The sequence below is a fragment of the Virgibacillus dokdonensis genome (genome assembly GCF_900166595.1).
In the GTDB taxonomy this organism is placed as follows: Bacteria; Bacillota; Bacilli; order Bacillales; family Amphibacillaceae; genus Virgibacillus; species Virgibacillus dokdonensis.
This window is the reverse complement of sequence record NZ_LT745763.1, coordinates 3,021,686-3,040,167: the sequence shown is the minus strand read 5'-3', so window position 1 is coordinate 3,040,167 and position 18,482 is coordinate 3,021,686. Positions and strand designations below refer to the sequence as shown.

14 protein-coding genes are annotated in these 18,482 nt (G+C 37.8%); 10 read left to right on the top strand and 4 right to left on the bottom strand.

What is annotated here, in order from left to right; genetic code table 11:
- Positions 1 to 10 precede the first annotated feature (10 nt).
- The 8 genes from B2C77_RS15815 to B2C77_RS15775 all read left to right on the top strand — a co-directional run bounded on the left by B2C77_RS15815 (position 11) and on the right by B2C77_RS15775 (position 8,849).
- Positions 11 to 994 (top strand): LacI family DNA-binding transcriptional regulator, encoded by a 984-nt coding sequence (locus B2C77_RS15815; protein ID WP_077705804.1) that lies wholly within the window; start codon positions 11 to 13, stop codon positions 992 to 994.
- A 305-nt stretch (positions 995 to 1,299) separates the two neighbouring features.
- Positions 1,300 to 2,697: a sucrose-specific PTS transporter subunit IIBC gene (locus B2C77_RS15805; protein ID WP_077705798.1), complete on the top strand. Its 1,398-nt coding sequence runs from the start codon at positions 1,300 to 1,302 to the stop codon at positions 2,695 to 2,697.
- Between the two features lie 108 nt (positions 2,698 to 2,805).
- On the top strand, positions 2,806 to 4,257 hold the full coding sequence (locus B2C77_RS15800; RefSeq protein ID WP_077705795.1) for a glycoside hydrolase family 32 protein: 1,452 nt from the start codon (positions 2,806 to 2,808) through the stop codon (positions 4,255 to 4,257).
- Positions 4,258 to 4,323: 66 nt separating this feature from the next.
- Positions 4,324 to 5,184 (top strand): ROK family protein, encoded by an 861-nt coding sequence (locus B2C77_RS15795; RefSeq protein ID WP_077705792.1) that lies wholly within the window; start codon positions 4,324 to 4,326, stop codon positions 5,182 to 5,184.
- A gap of 197 nt (positions 5,185 to 5,381) precedes the next feature.
- The gene (locus B2C77_RS15790) at positions 5,382 to 6,389 is read left to right on the top strand and encodes a M17 family metallopeptidase (RefSeq protein ID WP_077705789.1); all 1,008 of its coding nucleotides are present in this window, start codon (positions 5,382 to 5,384) and stop codon (positions 6,387 to 6,389) included.
- Between the two features lie 75 nt (positions 6,390 to 6,464).
- Positions 6,465 to 7,682: an ISL3 family transposase gene (locus B2C77_RS15785; protein ID WP_077703226.1), complete on the top strand. Its 1,218-nt coding sequence runs from the start codon at positions 6,465 to 6,467 to the stop codon at positions 7,680 to 7,682.
- Between the two features lie 44 nt (positions 7,683 to 7,726).
- Positions 7,727 to 8,188, top strand: coding sequence for a M17 family metallopeptidase (locus tag B2C77_RS15780; RefSeq protein WP_077705786.1), 462 nt, complete (start codon positions 7,727 to 7,729; stop codon positions 8,186 to 8,188).
- On the top strand, positions 8,160 to 8,849 hold the full coding sequence (locus B2C77_RS15775; protein ID WP_077705784.1) for a copper homeostasis protein CutC: 690 nt from the start codon (positions 8,160 to 8,162) through the stop codon (positions 8,847 to 8,849). The genes B2C77_RS15780 and B2C77_RS15775 overlap by 29 nt, the downstream gene beginning before the upstream one ends.
- Positions 8,850 to 9,047: 198 nt before the next feature.
- On the opposite strand, the gene cydC is transcribed toward B2C77_RS15775, so the two are convergent.
- Genes cydC through B2C77_RS15755 form a run of 4 tightly spaced genes read right to left on the bottom strand, consistent with a single transcriptional unit; the run spans position 9,048 to position 14,935 of the window.
- Positions 9,048 to 10,799 (bottom strand): thiol reductant ABC exporter subunit CydC, encoded by a 1,752-nt coding sequence (cydC, locus tag B2C77_RS15770; RefSeq protein WP_077705781.1) that lies wholly within the window; start codon positions 10,797 to 10,799, stop codon positions 9,048 to 9,050.
- Positions 10,796 to 12,520 (bottom strand): thiol reductant ABC exporter subunit CydD, encoded by a 1,725-nt coding sequence (gene cydD, locus B2C77_RS15765; RefSeq protein ID WP_077706944.1) that lies wholly within the window; start codon positions 12,518 to 12,520, stop codon positions 10,796 to 10,798. The genes cydC and cydD overlap by 4 nt, the downstream gene beginning before the upstream one ends.
- A gap of 11 nt (positions 12,521 to 12,531) precedes the next feature.
- Positions 12,532 to 13,551 (bottom strand): cytochrome d ubiquinol oxidase subunit II, encoded by a 1,020-nt coding sequence (gene cydB, locus B2C77_RS15760; protein WP_141130745.1) that lies wholly within the window; start codon positions 13,549 to 13,551, stop codon positions 12,532 to 12,534.
- Positions 13,532 to 14,935: a cytochrome ubiquinol oxidase subunit I gene (locus B2C77_RS15755; protein WP_077705778.1), complete on the bottom strand. Its 1,404-nt coding sequence runs from the start codon at positions 14,933 to 14,935 to the stop codon at positions 13,532 to 13,534. Before B2C77_RS15755 ends, cydB begins: the two co-directional genes overlap by 20 nt.
- Before the next feature lie 782 nt (positions 14,936 to 15,717).
- Between B2C77_RS15755 and B2C77_RS15750 the strand changes: the two genes are divergently transcribed.
- The gene (locus tag B2C77_RS15750) at positions 15,718 to 17,790 is read left to right on the top strand and encodes a peptidoglycan D,D-transpeptidase FtsI family protein (protein WP_077705776.1); all 2,073 of its coding nucleotides are present in this window, start codon (positions 15,718 to 15,720) and stop codon (positions 17,788 to 17,790) included.
- A 171-nt stretch (positions 17,791 to 17,961) separates the two neighbouring features.
- Complete coding sequence (locus B2C77_RS15745) at positions 17,962 to 18,474, top strand: GrpB family protein (protein WP_077705773.1); 513 nt, start codon at positions 17,962 to 17,964, stop codon at positions 18,472 to 18,474.
- Positions 18,475 to 18,482 lie beyond the last annotated feature (8 nt).

Sequence of the window (18,482 nt, the reverse complement as noted above, 5' to 3'; positions counted from 1 at the left end):
GGATAGCTATTTGGTAACGATTAAGGATATTGCAACAATGGCAAATGTGTCAAGGTCAACGGTTTCTCGTGTGCTAAATAATTCAGGCTATGTGAGTGAAGAGGCTAGAAAAAGAGTAGAAAAAGTAATTGAGGAAACGGGTTATGTACCGAGTGGGTATGCTAAATCTTTGCGAACAAAGCAAACAAAAGTAATTGGAGTTATTTTACCAACCATACAAACGGAAACGCCAAGCAGAGTTGTAACAGGTCTGGGAAGGGAATTATCTAAGCACGGATACCAAATCTTACTTGCGAATACGGATCATGATAAGGAGAAGGAACTTGAATATTTGGATCTCCTTGTTAGACAAGTAGATGGTATTGTATTAATAGCGACTAACACAGAACCAGAGCTCACGCAAAAAATAAAAAGCATGAACCTTCCATTTGTAATGGTAGGTCAGGAAGCAGAAAATGTGATATGCGTGACGTATGATGATTATCATGTTGCCAGAGACGTGACAGCTTTTTTAGTTGATAAAGGACATACACAAATTGGATTTATTGGCGTGGATGAAACAGATCAGGCTGTAGGCTGTTTTCGTAAAAAAGGTTTTTACGATGAAATGAAATCCCACGACTTGCCTATTGAAGAAGCTTGGGTGCAAAAAGGTGTGTTTGATATTGATTCTGGTTGTAAAGCGATGAAGAAAATTATAGAGGATTCCAAACAGCGACCAACAGCGATTTTTGCTGTTACAGACAGACTTGCAATCGGGGCGATGAGTTATGTAAAACGGATTGGTATGGAGATACCTAAAGATATTGCCATTGCAGGCATTGGTGCTTCTGAACTATCTCAATATGTCGATCCGCCTTTGACGACAGTGGATTACAAAAACGAAACAGCAGGAGAAGAAGCGGCTAAACAGCTACTAGCTTTTATTCAAGGTGAAGATTATCAAAAGAAATTTGTATTAGACTATAGACTTCTATCTAGAGATAGTGTATGATAAAGGTGAAATCGATTTCACCTATTTTTATGCGGTGTGGTATCGATCCCACAATGGAATCATGCACCGTTTTATCTTTAAATCCCTCTTTAAGAATAGAGAGGGAATAGTCAATATTCGTTTGTTCCACTATAGGAAAGTATAGAAACTTTAGGGGTATAGCGGAAAAACTAGGGCGTTTTTCCGCCATAAGATTTGCCCCAAGGTCAAGTTATTCTATTGAAAATTTCACTTATGCGAAGGTGAAGCGTTGCAATATTATATCTGCTTTGTGGGATCGATACCACAAAATTAGGAGGGATAAAATGTTAGATAACAAACAAATAGCTGAAGCACTGTTGGAAGCTGTTGGTGGGAAAGAGAATATTTCATCGATCGCACATTGTGCAACTAGGTTACGTTTACTGGTGATGGATGAGGACAAAGTTGACCGTGAACAGGTGGAAACCATAGCAAAAGTGAAAGGGGCATTTTTTCATTCTGGACAGTTTCAAATTATTTTTGGAACTGGTACAGTAAATCAAATTTATGAAGAAGTAGAGAAGCTTCATGTTTCTACGATTAATAAACAGGAGCAAACGAAGAAAGCTAGCAAGAGCGGAAATAAGTTACAACGTGCAATTCGTACATTAGGAGACGTGTTTGTACCCATTATTCCAGTACTTGTAGCAACAGGTTTATTTATGGGGCTACGTGGGTTACTTATGCAGGAGAAAATTTTAGCTTTATTCGGATTCGTTCCAGCAGATATTCCTAATAATTTTATCTTGTTTACGCAAATATTAACGGACACGGCTTTTATCTTTTTACCAGCACTCGTTGCTTGGTCCACGTTTCGTGTATTTGGCGGTACACCGATTATAGGAATTGTACTTGGACTAATGCTTGTTAGCCCCTCGTTACCAAATGCTTGGGGAGTTGCAGAAGGTGCTGAACCATTACTGTTTTTTGGCTTTATACCTGTAGTAGGTTATCAAGGATCGGTACTTCCAGCGTTTATTGCTGGAATTATTGGAGCTAAATTGGAGCGTGCAATTCGTAAGCGTGTGCCGGAAGCATTGGATTTAATTATAACGCCGTTTTTAACGTTACTTATAATGATAGGTGCAGCTCTGTTTATCATTGGACCCATTTTCCATGTGGTAGAAAATTATATTTTAGATGGTACACTTGCTGTTTTAAATTTACCATTTGGGTTAGCTGGTTTGCTTATCGGTTTTTTGCACCAAATTATTGTCATTACGGGTGTTCACCATATTTTTAATCTTTTAGAAATAAAACTGTTAGAGGATGTAGGAAGTAATCCATTTAATGCCATTATTACCGCTTCTATTGCTGCGCAAGGTGGTGCAGCACTTGCAGTTGGTTTAAAAACAAAATCAAAGAAATTGAAAGCTTTAGCTTTTCCATCTTCATTATCTGCCTTCTTAGGTATAACGGAACCAGCTATATTTGGGGTGAATTTACGCTATGTAAAACCATTTATTATGGGGTTAATTGGTGGTGGCGTAGGAGGTTTTTCCGCTATGTTGTTAGAATTAAAAGGGACTGGAATGGCTATTACCATAATTCCAGGTACATTATTGTATTTGGATGGGCAAATTCTATCCTATTTACTTGTGAATATCATTGCAGTTGGAGTAGCATTTGCGCTAACTTGGTTATTTGGATTTTCCGATAAGCAATTGAAAAACAATGGATAAAGGCTATCAAAATTAAAATAAGTGATTCCTGCTTTACTCTAATTTTGAAAGGGAGCACTTATAGATTGAAGTTTCTTTGTATCATATATAAGTTTAGGAGTTTAGAATATGAATAATAACGTAACAAAAGATATGGTATGTAAACAAATGGAGAAAAACCAACCTTTAATAGCAAGAGATCGCTATCGTTTGCATTACCATTTAATGCCTTCAGTAGGACTATTAAATGATCCGAACGGTTTTGTCTTTTTTAAAGGAAAATATCATATTTTTTATCAGTGGAATCCTTTTGCTGTTGAGCATGGTGTGAAATGTTGGGGGCATTCTATATCTAAAGACCTTATTCATTGGCAAGAAGTACCTGTTGCTTTACTCCCTGATCAATGGTATGACCAAAATGGATGTTATTCTGGAAGTGCTGTTGTATACCAGAATCGACTGTACGTTTTTTATACGGGGAATGTGAGGGATAATGAAGGAAATCGGCAATCTTATCAGTGTTTGGCAATATCGAATGATGGAATCCATTTTGAAAAAAAGGGACCAATTATTCAAGTTCCAGACGGTTACACTGCTCATTTTCGTGATCCAAAAGTATTCTATATGAATGAATCCTGGTGGATGGTGCTTGGTGCACAAACAGAGGCGAAAAATGGAGAGGTTGTGTTATGTCGTTCTGCTGATTTATGGAATTGGACATTTGCAGGAACGTTAACTGGTAACGGACATCAAGGGTTAGACCACTTCGGTTATATGTGGGAATGCCCTGATTTGTTTCGATTAGGAAATAAAGATATTCTGCTCGTTTGCCCACAAGGAATACCTGCACAAGGCTTTCAATATCAAAATATTTATCAATCTGGGTACTTTGCTGGGGAGATAGAGAAAAAAACGATGTCTTTTGAGCATGATGCTTTTGTGGAATTGGATCGAGGTTTTGATTTTTATGCCCCTCAGACGATGCAAGATCAGGAGGGGAGAAGGATATTGATTGGGTGGATGGGAAATGCCGAGGAAGGGTCTTCCCAGCTTCCTACAGCAAATAATGGGTGGGTCCATGCTTTGACCGTTCCGCGTCAATTGGATTGGAAAAATGGAACATTGCTACAATATCCTGTGGAAGAGTTTCAACAGTTACTGGAAAACGAAGTTCGTTTTAATGAAGTTGTATTAAATGCGCAACAATTGTTATCATTATGCGTTGACAAGGCATTTGCTGTATATTTAACTGTGGAAGATATGAAGCAATCCTGTTTAAATATACAAATAGCTGGGTCTCAAATTATATATGATTCGTTATTAAAAGTTTTCACTTTTAAACGAAAAAGCTTTACAAGTTATCAGACTATGGAAAGCAGACACTGCAAATTAGATACCCTAAGCGACATACTTATTTTAAAAGATACGTCCTCTATAGAAATTTTTCTAAATCAAGGAGAGGAAGTGTTTACTTCTCGAGTATTTGACGATGAGAACGAAGAGAATGTTCTGTTTACAGCGGACGGTGAAATAAAGCTTGATGTGAAAAAATGGGATGTACGTCGAGTTATGGATATTTAGACATGAAATGGAGATAAAATTAAGAAAAAAATGTTGCTTTTCCCCGCTTATAGGAGGTAGATGTTTATGTTAATTGGAGCAATTGAAGCAGGTGGTACAAAATTCGTTTGTGCGGTTGGCGATGAAAATGGAAACATTCTTCAAAAGACGAGCTTTCCAACTGTTTCTCCAGAGGATACACTAGCTTCAGCAAAACAGTTCTTTTCTTCATTTGAGATGGAAGCGTTGGGTGTAGGTACGTTTGGGCCTGTTGATTTGAATAAGAACAGCAAAACATATGGCTCCATTTTAAATACCCCGAAAACAAAATGGCGTTACTATCCGCTTCTTGAAAAATTGCAAAGCGAATACAATATTCCTGTATATTTGGATACGGATGTGAATACAGCTTGTCTGGGTGAGTATTACTACGGTGCTGGTAAGCATGCGGAGAGCTGTTTATACATGACGGTAGGAACTGGAATTGGAGCAGGATTTGTTGGGGAAGGGAAAGTGTTTCAAGGAAAAAATCATCCAGAAATGGGACATATGTTACTAAAGCAACACCCAAACGACACTTTTGTAGGTAGTTGTCCGAGTCATAGGTCATGCTTGGAAGGGCTTGCTTCTGGGACGGCGATTGAAAAACGATATGGTAGAAAAGCAAATTTACTTACACATCTTGATGAGGTATGGGAGATAGAAGCGTATTATTTAGCGCAAGGGCTAATGAATATCTATGTTATTCTCTCCCCAGAGAAAATGGTTATTGGTGGCGGAGTATTGAAACAGGAAAGGCTTTATGCAATGGTTCGCGAGCAGTTTATGAAGTTGTTAAACGACTATTTGGAAGTGAACGATGTAGATGAATTAATTGTTCCACCGAAACTTGATGATGAACAAGCAGTTAAAGGTTCGATTGCTCTAGCAGTGAAAAATAAGAGATAGATGTTAAGAACTATTAAGAAATATAGGAAAATAAAAGACGGCTTATGTGCATGACGCTACTGGGTCGTCTTTTTTTGTACTATGAGGGAGTAAAATTCTATATTCTAAGTATAAGTAAACCTAAAGCTATTGCCATAAAAATTCGGTAATAAGCCAAGTTTTTTTAATAATTTCTACTTGTACTGGGAGGTTAGAAAATGGAAATTCATGTTTGTCCTTTAGAGCCTAGTCCGCTTTTAAGTCATTCATTTGTTAAAAAAGCATCTTTTGGGGAGATGAAATTATTTTATACGGAAACAACGATCTATTTATTGGTTTGTATCTGTCCGGTGAGTGAAAATATGGAAAATATCCGACATCTTGGTGGAGAATTACGAAAGAAGGTGGACAAAGAATTTTTGTCTCAGACAGTTACTATCAATTTTAACGGCTTGTTTAAAGGATTGGAACTTGTAATGGAGGGAAGCAATGTTGCAAGTTATGTTACCGCTCTTATGGAAGGTTGGTATCTGGCTGGTTATCGATTTCAGTACTATAAGCGTAATCGTTTAGAGATGGACTATGTGCTAGAATATAATTATTCATCTTATGGCGCATATGTTGCATTGGCCAAAACTAAAAGTGATGCTGTATGTTTAGCTAGAGACTTATGTAATGAGCCCCCTAGTAAACTGACGCCAGAAGCTTATGCAAGCAAAATAGTAGAAATTTTTAGAGATACAGATGTAGACGTGGCTATTTTGGATACAGCTGATCTTACGAAACATGGTTTAGAAGCTGTTAAAACGGTCGGAAAGGGAAGTGTTCATCCTCCTAAAATGGTCGTTCTTACATTAAAAAATACAGTAGGAAAGCATGTAGCGCTTGTCGGTAAAGGAGTGACCTTTGATGCAGGAGGTGTTAATGTAAAAACAGGGACTGGAATTTGGGAAATGAAAATGGATATGGGGGGCTCAGCGGCTGTCGTAGGTGCGATGAAGCTTTTATCTGATCTGAATAGCTCTGTATACGTTACCGCAGTTATTCCATTAGTAGAAAATGTAGTAGGGAAAAATGCATACTTGCCGGCAGATGTAATTTCTTATGCAAATGGAATGCATGTGGAAGTAGGTAACACGGATGCAGAAGGTAGACTAATTTTAGCCGATGGTATTTTTTATAGGCTCTATACTAAATGTTGGGGTTTCCCCACAATTTGCGCATAAAAATATACACGCAAACATCCAATTCTTTTATACTTGAATTGACTAGAAACAAGAAAAGATTGGAGTTGCGTGCAAATGAATTTTACCATAAAAATGCCTGGTCTTGAAGATGTATGGATTACAAAAGTGGAGGAAATGGAAGGTGGTATTGCGCTTCATGTAGAAATGCCTGTCAAGGTACACAAGTGTCCCAGCTGTGGAAAGAGAACCAAGAAAGTTCATGATTATCGGATCCAAAAGATCAAACATTTAAAGTGGTTTGAACGATTAACTTATCTCTTCTACAAAAAACGCCGCTATGCCTGTTCGTGCTGCGGGAAACGATTTGCGGAGGAGAATCCTTTTGTTCATCGATATCAACGGCTTTCTATGGAATGGAATCGGGCGGTATCCGTTCGGATAGTGCAAGCGAAGACTTTTAAGGAAACAGCCAAGCAGTTTGGCGTCTCCGTATCGACCGTCATGCGCAGATTTGACCGTTTGGCCGTAAAGGAAATGTCAGAGGTTCAAGAATTGCCAAAGGTGATTGCCATCGATGAATACAAGGGAGATACAAAGGCAGGAAAATATCAATTGATTATTGCTGATGGAGAGACCAAGGAACCGATTGATATTTTGCCAAACCGAAAAAAGAAGACCCTCAAGGATTATCTCCAAAAACATGGAACCAATGTGGATGTAGTCATTATGGACATGAGTCCTTCTTTTAAGGCAGCTGTCCAAAAGGCATTGGGGAAACCGGTTATTGTAGCCGATCGTTTTCATTTTTGTCGTTATATCTATTGGGCTCTTGACGGAGTCAGAAGAAGAATCCAATCTGAATGGAATGATTATGACCGTAAAAAATGTAAAAGGATGCGCTATGTGTTTTATAAAGACAGTGCAAAGCTAACCGAAAAGGAACGCTGGTATTTGGACAGGTATCTTGGGATGGATGAAGAACTTCGCAGGGCTTACGAATTGAAAGAGTCCTACTGCTTTTGGTTCAAGCAAGCCAAGGAAAATGGACAGGTTAAGATCAAAGAAACGAAACAAGGATTATTGGATTTTTACAGGAAGGTAGAACAAGAGGGTCTCCCTGAATTTGAGAAGGCTATCCGTACATTCAAGAACTGGCAGACAGAGGTATTAAACAGCTTTTTATTTGATTACTCAAATGGTTTTTTGGAGGGAATTAATAACCTAACGAAAGTCATGAAGAGGAACGCCTTTGGATTCAGGAACTTCCTAAGGGCAAGAGCAAGAATACTTCTTTTACATAAGTATAAAAAAATTGGAAGTCATGTTGGGTAGGGTGAGATTGCATCTCACTCCACCCCAACATTTGACATAGAACCATTTTATACGCTCAAGACGTAGGAGCGGAAACTATTATTGATATTGCTACACTCACAGGCTCTATTGGTCAAGCCTTAGGGTTAAAAACAGCTGGTGTTTTTACTAATAACGAGAAGGATTTGTGGACATATAAAGAAATTGGCGAAGAAACTGGGGATCATGTATGGCCTATGCCATTAATTGAAGATTATAAAGCATATTTGCACAGTGATTATGCAGACTTAAATAATAGGAGTGCTTCTAAATATGGTGGTTCGATTACGGCAGCCATTTTTTTGCAACAATTTATAAAGCGACATATGAAATGGGTACATATTGATATGGCAAATACGGTGCGACCTTGGAAGGTGTATGGCTATCATGTCGAAGGGGCTACTGGTTTTGGAGTCCGATTATTAACCAAATTGGTAGAAAAGGAGTTGGGGAAACGAAATGCAATTGGAATTGATTGTACAGAATAAACACGATGCATTGCAAGCTGAAAAGCTAGGAGCAGATCGATTAGAGCTTGTTTCAGCTATACAGGAGGGTGGTTTGACACCAAGCTTTGGAATGATAAAAACAGTCTTACGAAGTGTGCACATACCTGTTCAAGTCATGATACGGCCACATAGCCATGATTTCTATTATCAAGAAGAGGAATTTGCAGTTATTTGTGAAGATATAAAGGCACTGGAGAGCTTGCAATGTAATCAGATTGTATTTGGCGCACTAAATGAGGATCTTACAATTAACGAACAAATGCTTCATGATCTCATTGAACGCTTTCCGGGAGTAGATATTACGTTTCATCGTGCTTTTGATGAAGTGAAGGATATGTATGCAGCATACAAAACGTTAGTAAAGTATAAAGATCATGTAAAACGTATTCTAACATCTGGTGGAAAGCAAAGCTGTGAAGCAGGAAAAGAACAGCTCGCTCATTTAGTTCAGTATTCTTATGAAACAGGAGGACCTATCATTATGCCTGGTGCAGGCCTCACTCCGGATAATATTGCTGAAGTCAAACAGACAACAAAAGCAGAGCAATATCATTTTGGTAAAGCAGTTCGTGAAAGACAATCATTTGCAAACGCGATTTCAGCGCAAGCAGTGGAGAAAGTGCTATCGACTTTGAAATAAAAAGCAGTTACTTGTATTAGAAACCTTTATGGCTCGTATTGGGACAGCCGCCATCTAATATGAACAGCACTTGTAGGTGAGTTATTTCATGCAAAATTAAGCCAAAACGATAGCTATTGCTAAGTATCTATGCAAAAGCTATCGTTTTTTAAACTAAAAAAAGGCTTCAGTTATTATTTATAACTGAAACCTTCTAAACTAAACTTGCACCATTTTACGAATTGATGGTGGGACGTCTAAATAGTATAAATCTTGATATCGCTGTGAAGTGCTTAGTAGTTCTTGGTGCGAACCTTGCATTTCAATATAGCCGTTTTCTAAAAAGACAACTTCATCCATACGCTGCATACCAGCTAAATGATGTGTAATCCAAATAACGGTTTTATCATCAAGCGTTAAAAAAATGGTTTTTAACAAGTCAGCTTCTGTTTTTGAATCTAAGCCGACTGTCGGCTCATCGAGAATAACGACAGGAGAGCCTTTTAATAATATTCTTGCTAATGCTACTCGTTGTTGTTGACCGCCACTAAAGATTTGTCCTGATTCTTCCATCATCGTGTTATAACCTTTTGGCAGGCTCATAATATAATCATGGAGCTGTACCTTTTTAGCAGCTTCTACAATTTCTTGGTCTGTTGCTTTTTGGTTGCCGAGTCGTAGGTTATTGGCGATCGTCGTGTTAAATAAATGAGGTCGTTGATTTAAAATCGATACGATTTCAAATAGAGAATCGCCGTAAGCTGTTGCATCGATGCCGTTAAGTGTAACATTTCCTTTTGTCGGTGCATAAGAACCACAAATTAGTTGGATGATACTTGATTTTCCAGCACCACTTTTTCCCAACAAAGCTAATTTCTTTCCTTGAGGTACCGAAATGGAAACATCTTTTAAAATTTGTTTGGCAAAACCCGGATATTGAAAGGCAACATGATCAAGCTGAATATCTACAGAATCAGATGCTTCTGGTAAAGATATGTGTGACTTAGTAGCAACCTTTTCTTGATCTGTTTCTTCGAGCGTTTCTAATCTTGAAAGCGATTCTGTGTATTCTGGAATTTGTTCTAAGGCTTCGGATACGGGCAAAAAAGCTTCTGCAATAGCCAATGTAACTAAAACGAAAGCAGCAATTAATGTCACGTGCATGTTTCCTTCAGCTACCATCGAACTTGACCAGTACACCATGGAAATCACCATCGCACCAATGATGAGCTGAAGGAATAAGTCGCGAATTCGTTGCTCACTTTTAACGCGTCGCTCAACAATGGCAACAGCTTGATCTTTTTTTGCATCATGCTTCGTAAATTCATCTGGTTTTCCAGCAATCATCCAATCTTTAATGCCAAGTAATCCATCTGTTAATATATGATATTGATCATAGCGCCCCTGTTTTATTAATGCTGTACGTTTTCGACTAGACCACAAAGAAAACAACGGAATGAACACAACGATACAAAAGAGATATATTGCCATAAGTGAAGCAAATACCATATCAAACCAGCCTAGACAAGCAATAGCGATGCCGTACATACCAAGTGCAGTGATACTCGGTAAAATCGTACGAATAAATAAATCTTGCAAATGGTCGATATCATCTGATAATACGCCTAGTATCCTACCAGTCTGGAAACGAGAACGAATAAAAGCTGCTTGTGGCTCTAAAGTCTGATACAATCTGCTACGCATATTTGCTAGTACGCGCAGAATCGTATCATGGCTCGCTAATCGAGAAAGATAGTGAAATACCGCTCGAAAAATACCAAAGGCTCGCACTGAAACAACGGGAATATAGACCATTAAAATATTTTCAGGTCTTAAGGCGGATTTGGAAATTAAGTACCCAGATGTAAACATAAGCGCTGCACCACAGGCTAAAGCTAATAAACCGATAATAATGCTGGCTGCTAGCCCTTTGTAATGCATTTTTACATATGGAATAATCCATGCTTTCATTGTACTCCCTCCAATTGTGATAGCACGAGGTCATAGTATTCTCCGCGACGAAGCAATAATTCATGTGGTGCCCCCACTTCTACGATGACACCATCTTTTAACACAATAATTTTATCCATTTGCTCCATCCAATGCAGCCGATGCGTTGCAAAAAAGACTAATTTATCTTTAAACAATGTTGTCATCGTTTGTTTCAATTCGTATTCCGTTTCAATATCCAAATGGGCAGTCGGCTCATCTAATAACAGGATAGGACGATTACCAAGAAAAGCTCGAGCCAAAGCGACACGTTGTTCTTGACCGCCGCTAATTGCACGTGCGCCAGTACCAATTTCTTGTTCTATACCATTTGGAAAGGTATGGATTAATTTATCCAATTCTGCATCTTGAACAGCTTGCCACACATCTTCATCCGATGCATTTGGTTCATAAAATCGAATATTATCTGCAACCGACTGACTAAAAATATATGGGCGTTGTGGAATGTATGTGATTTGACGCTGCCAAGCTTCTGTATTTAAGCTATCTAAAATTTGCTGATTGACGCGAAAACTCCCTTGATCAGGTGTTAAAAATCCACCTAATATATCTATTAAAGTCGACTTTCCTGCACCGCTTGCACCAACAATACCAATATTTTCAAAACCTTTTACTTGCATGGAAATGGTAGATAGAGCTTGTAAGCCGTTATCGTCATGGGAGTGACTAACAGAAGAAAGCTTTAAAATGCTGCTTTCTGTCCATGCAATGGAGTTGGTAATAACGGAATTATTCTCAGGAACAGGCTCTGCTAAAATCCGATCAATTGCTTTGGCTGCTTCTTGTCCATTTAATGTTGCATGGTAGTCTGCTCCAACTTCTTTTATAGGAAGAAAAAACTCTGGAGCTAAAATTAATACGACTAAAGCAATATCTAATAATAGGTTTCCTTCAATGAGACGTAATCCTAGTCCTACAGCAACAGAGGCAACCGATAACATCGTAAAAAAGTCAAGTGCAAAAGATGAAAGAAAAGCAATTCGTAATGTTGATATAGTGGATTTTCGGTATTCGTCACTCACTTTTTCAATTGTATTTCCATGTGATTTACTTTTACCTAAAAACTTTAATGTTTCTAACCCCCGTAAAGAATCAATAAAATGATTGGATAATAAATGATAGGAATGCCATTGACGCTCCATTTTCTTATTCGCAGCTAATCCCAATAAAATCATAAATGCAATAATGATAGGAACGGTTAAGAGTAAAATGATACTTGACAGTTTATCTTGAAAGAAAACGTAAATGAGTACCATTGGTGGAATAATACATGCAGCAATCATCTTGGGAATAATTAATTCTAAATAAGTACGTTGTTGGTTTGCGCCTTCCATGGCTAAATTAACTAACTTGGCTGTACCGTGTTTATTCGTGTAGCTAGGGCCAAGCGCAAAAAGCTTGGCCAATAATTGTTTTCTTTTTTCCACTCTTGTTTTTTCAGCAAACTGGAAGGTTATTTTTTTCTTTAATGTACCCATAAGATACCTTGTAACAAAGGCAATAAGGAAAAAAACGCCTAGCTTCCATGTTTCTTGAAATAATTCGCCGTTAAATAAGCGAAATAACCATTCTGCTAACCATTTTGCTTGCAGAATGATGGCTATTGCTTCCACGATTGTAATGGAAATAACAATGGCAAGTGTCGGTCTTACCCCTTTGTACGTTAGTAAATGATTACGCATCATTTTCTTCATTAGTATTCTAAATGCTCCTCTTCTTTAATACGTTTACGGAATACATAATAACTCCAGATTTGATAACCAAGTACAAAAGGTAATAAAGTGACGGCTACAATGGTCATGACTTTTAACGAATAGTCTCCTGAAGCTGCATTGTGAATCGTTAAGTCAAAAGCATGATTTAAGCTACTTACCATTACACGTGGGAATAAACCGACGAATACAGACGTTACTGTGAGCGCGATAGTTAATCCGGTCATCGTAAATGCCCAACCATCACGACTTTTCTTAGCAAAATTTCCAGCTAAGACAACTGCCAATACAATAAGCGCGAAAATGGGAATTAATATGGCACCTCTCACCTCGAAAATATCTGTGTAGAAATAAGATGCAACCACAAAGGTAACTAAAGCTATACCAACAACGTAAACAATTTTTTTGGCAGTTTCACGAGCTCTACTTTGTAGGTCACCTGTAGTTTTCAACGTGATAAAGAATAGCCCGTGTAAAAAGCAGAGCAATGTAATTGCAATTCCACCAATTAACGTATACGGTGTGATGTAATCAAAGACAGAAGCGTAAATATTCATCTCACTATCAATTGGTAAGCCTGCCATCAATGCGGCGAACACAACTCCCCATAATAATGGGTTCAATAGGCTACTAATAAAGATTGTCCAATCCCAAGTGTCCCGCCATTTAGGATTATCTAGTTTACTTCTAAACTCAAATGCTACTCCGCGCCCTATGAGCAAAAGAAGCATGATTACTAGTGGCATGTATAAGCCACTGAACAAAGTGGCATACCAATTTGGGAACGCAGCAAACATCGCCCCACCTGCTGTAATTAGCCAAACTTCATTTCCGTCCCAAACAGGGCCAATTGTATTAATTAATACCCGACGTTCAACTGGCGTTTTAGCAACAAAACGCATCGCCATGCCAACACCAAAGTCAAAGCCTTCCAAAAACAAGAATCCGACAAACAATACAGCAATTAAAATAAACCATACCTCACTTAGCATAGGAACCATACCCTTCCTCTCCAAAAGGATCTGTTGTTAGTTTGACATCTTTTTCTTCTTCAACAGGGCCTTTTTTGATTACTCGAACGAACAAGTAAGCCATCACAAGTGCAAGGATCAAATAGATTGCACTAAATGAGATGAGTGAGAATAGGACTTGCCCAGCGGTTACGTTCGGTGAAACTGCGTCTTGTGTTTGCATTTCTCCAAATACGACCCAAGGCTGTCTGCCAATTTCTGTCATAATCCAGCCGGCTGTACCTCCAATGAACGGTAAAGCAATTGCCCAAAGCATCGTTTTTAAATATTTCCTGCTTTGTTCTAGCTTTTTACGTTTTATTAAGTAAGCACCATAAAGTCCTAATACGATCATTAATCCGCCTGTGAACGTCATAATACGGAAGCTCCAGAATGTTGTTTTAACTGGAGGGATATAGTCTCCTTCTCCATACAACTCTTCATATTTGGCTTGGATGGATTTCATTCCTTCCACGCTTCCGCTAAATTCGCTGTAGGAAAGATAACTTAATATATATGGGATATTGACTTCAAATGAGTTTTCTTGATTTTCTGTATCAATGTTAGCAAAGACTGTCCATGGAGCTGGATCAGCACTGTCTTCCCATAAACCTTCTGCTGCTGCCATTTTCATTGGTTGTGTTTCTACTAAGAATTGTGATTGAGCATGACCAGTAAAGGCAATACCTAAACCAGAAATAATTGCAACGACTAAAGCGATATGAAATGATTTTTTAAAGAAATACGTATCTTGTTTTTTAAGCAATTTCCAAGCACTTACACCAGTAATTAGAAATGCTCCTGTGGCTAATGATCCAAACACAGTATGTGGGAACTCCACCCATACTTGACCGCTCGTAATTAATGCTAGGAAGTCATTCATTTCGGCGCGACCATTGTTAATTTCATAACCGACTGGATATTGCATAAATGAGTTAGCGACTAATATCCAAAACGCAGAAATAATTGTTCCAATGGACACGAGCCAAATACATAGGAGATGTACTTTTTTAGAAAGTCTTTTCCAACCGAAAATCCATAAACCTAAAAAAGTAGATTCCATAAAGAAAGCTAATAGTGCTTCAACTGCGAGTGGTGCACCGAATACGTCACCGACAAAGCGAGAATAGTTAGACCAGTTCATCCCGAATTGGAACTCCTGTAAAATACCGGTAACGACTCCGACAGCAAAGTTAATAAGAAATAAGTGTCCCCAAAACTTTGCCATTTTTTTGTACTTTTCTTGCCCTTTTACAACGTACAATGTTTCCATAAGTGCAACTAAAAATACTAAACCAATGGATAAAGGCACGAAAATAAAGTGGAAAATAGTTGTAGATGCGAATTGAATTCGCGATAACATAATAACGTCCATAAAGGTTCTCCTTCCTCCCATTTTTTGTGGGGTTAAGCTTTTTTCAGTAAATCTCATCATTCGAATAGTTAGTGGAATGTATATCTTGTTTGAACATCCCCTCATGGAGTGAGCCAAATGTGAAAAAGAAATAATTTATTACGTTCCGTATGTCTCACAATGTTCGCTATTGAACAATATGAATGAAAAGCATTCTGTTTATGAAGATATAGATTTTATAATCATTTCAGATGTATGGAAAGTTTTGCATGATACATGTATGTGATCGATAAGACCTATGTTCGGTTGCAAGCGAAAAAAATAATTTCCAAAAATAACATGCGAGCAAAATATAGTTAATGAGAATATCTCTAATATAAGGATATGTGGACATTAATCTCTCGCCTGCATGATTGCATCCTACTATGAAAGCAAAAATGGAACTTTATAAACAGAATTAGCCCAATTCTACTATGACATTTGGACCTCCTGTTAATACTATACAATTAAATCCCTGTTTGTAACGACGGAAATATTGAATTTTTTGTAACGTACTTTCGACAAAATTGTTAATGATTGTATTATGTATTAGCAAAAAGTGTTACTTTTGGGTTACTCAGTAAAGGTGTAAGTGATGAAAGAACAGTCACTATTTTAGAGACGTGTAATTAACACATGTCTCTAAAAGGAAATTATTGGTTGATGGTGTATGTGTAACGTGATATGATCAATTCAAAAGGCGTATAAGTGGAAATTTTAAAATAATTGAAAGGGGATAAGTATTTCAATTAAGGGGGAAAGCAATGAGTAAGGGAATAAAGAAAAAAGAACGGAAGGATAAGCTGCCATTTCGATTGAATTTGTTATTTTTTATTATGTTTATTATGTTTGCAGCTTTAATTCTTCAGCTTGGTATTGTGCAAATTCTGAAGGGCCAAGAATTTCAGAAAGAGATCGATCGCACGGTAAACGATACAACGAAAGTGCCAGTGCCGCGTGGACAAATATATGATAGAAATCATCAACTAGTTGTTGGAAACGAACCGCGATATGCCATTACTTATACTCCAGCTAAAAGAACACAGGCGAAAGAGAGATTAGAGGTAGCTGAAAAGTTAGCTAAGCTCATTTCAGTTGAAGTAAAAGATGTTGCAGACATTAATGAAAGACTGAAAAGAGAGTATTATTACTTGAATCATAAAGAGGATGTAATAGAAAGACTTACGGATGAAGAAAGAAAGAAATTAGATGATACAGAAGAATATGATCTTGCCCTAGAACGAATAAAGAAGCACGAGATGAATGACTTGTCAGAGCAAGATAGGTTAATTATTGCCATTAAAAAGGAATTAGATAAAGCATACGCATTAACGCCACAAATTGTTAAGAATGAAGGTGTAACTGCCGAAGAGTACGCCAAAGTGTCTGAAAATTTAAGTGATTTACCTGGCGTCAATGCGATTGCAGATTGGGAACGTAAATACCCATATGAAGAAACTTTTAAAAGCCTAGTTGGTAAGATTACATCTCAAGAACGGGGACTGCAAAAAGAAAAACTGGAATACTATTTAACAAGAGGATATAGTCGGAATGATCGCGTTGGAATTAGTGGGATTGAAGAATATTATGAACACGTTTTACGAGGTAGAAAGGAGCAAGTACAATACACTACGACGAAAGATGGAACCACAATAGATTCAAAAGTAGCTGTAAAAGGAATAGCTGGGAAAGATCTTATATTAACCATTGATATGGATTTACAAAAAAAAGTAGATGAAATATTACAAACAGAGTTACAGAAAACCATTCAAAAGCATCCTTATCAGCATCAGTACATGTCAGATGCGATGGCGGTAGTTATGAATCCAAAAACAGGAGAGTTACTCGCTGTCAGCGGTGTATTGTATGATAAGGAAAAAAATGAATATAATAACGCTCCATATAAAGCAATTCATGATGCGCATTTGCCAGGATCTTCTATAAAAGGGGCGACCGTTTTAGCAGGTTATGAGTCAGGCGTTATTTCTCCAGGGCAAGTATTTCATGACAGGAAAATAAAGATTGCCTCTGGTGCTCCGAAAGGATCTTATAGTGATTTAGGTTCAGTAAATGATTTTGATGCACTACGTCGCTCATCAAACGTATATATGTTTTATATTGCATTAAAAATGGGAGGGGAACATCGTTATCCATTTCCCAATGGAGAAAGTGCTGCATTTGATGTAGCAGCATGGGATGAAATGCGTAGCTATTTTCAACAATTTGGTTTAGGTAGCCGAACCGGTATCGATTATCCTGAGGATCCAAAAGGAGTAATTGGCGATAAACAATTTCAACCAGGTTTATTGATGGACTTTGCCATTGGGCAGTATGACAACTACACCGCATTACAGCTAGCGCAATATGTATCCACAATAGCAAATGATGGCAATCGTGTTCGCCCTCGTTTAGTAAGGGAAATTCGTAATCCGTCGCCAACAGAAGATCAATTAGGTTCTGTTTATGAAAGCAAGGGGACAGAAGTATTAAATCGTATTGATATGAGCAAATCAAATATTGAACGTATTCAAGAAGGATTTAGGCAAGTGTTCAATGAATCACAAGGAACTTCCGTTCGTTTTTTCGGAACATCCAAGTATCGAGGTTATAAAGTCGCTGGAAAAACAGGAACGGCTCAAAACGCTTATTATGCCGATGGAGAAAAGAAGGCTGATACAGAAAATCTCACGCTTGTTGGCTATGCACCTTATGATGACCCTGAAATGGCTTTTGCTATTATTGTACCTCACACAGGGATTGTTAGTGGAAAACATCAAATTAACCAAACAATCGGGCAACGGATTATAGATGCTTATTTTACTGATAAAGAAGACTAGTAATCGTTTAATAACAGTAGCATACGTGCAATATAAGTTTTTTTGGTTGCGAAAATGCACTCTTTTAGGGGAAGACGACAACAGTTTTCCTAAGAGAGTATTGTATTATATGAAATGAGGCTTCTCATTCACAGGAGCCTCATTATAATAACGGGAAGAGGAGATAAATCCATGCGTGAAGTAGTAGTTATTCCATACCAAAGTCAGTGGCAGCAACTTTTTGGACAAGAAGCAACATATATAAAAGAGTTATTTCAAACGGAATTAGTTACGATACATCATATTGGTAGTACGGCTGTGCCGGATTTAGCTGCTAAACCAATTATAGATATAATGCCAGTAGTAAAGTCCATTGAGGAAGTAGGTGAGTATATAGAAGGAATGGAAAATCTAGGGTATCATGCATTAGGTGAATATGGTATCGAAGGAAGAAGATTCTTTATTAAAGGTGAGTACAAGCGGACGCATCATGTACATATGTTTCAACAAGGAGACCAGCATATCAAACGGCATATCGCATTTAGGGATTATTTAATCCATCACCCCTCGACAGCTATAGAATATGGAAACCTAAAACTGACTTTGGCAAAAAACTACCCAAATCAAATGGAAAAATATATGAGCGGAAAAAATGATTTTGTAAAAGATGTAGAGCAGCGGGCATTAAGTTGGTATAAACAGTAAAGAAGAAA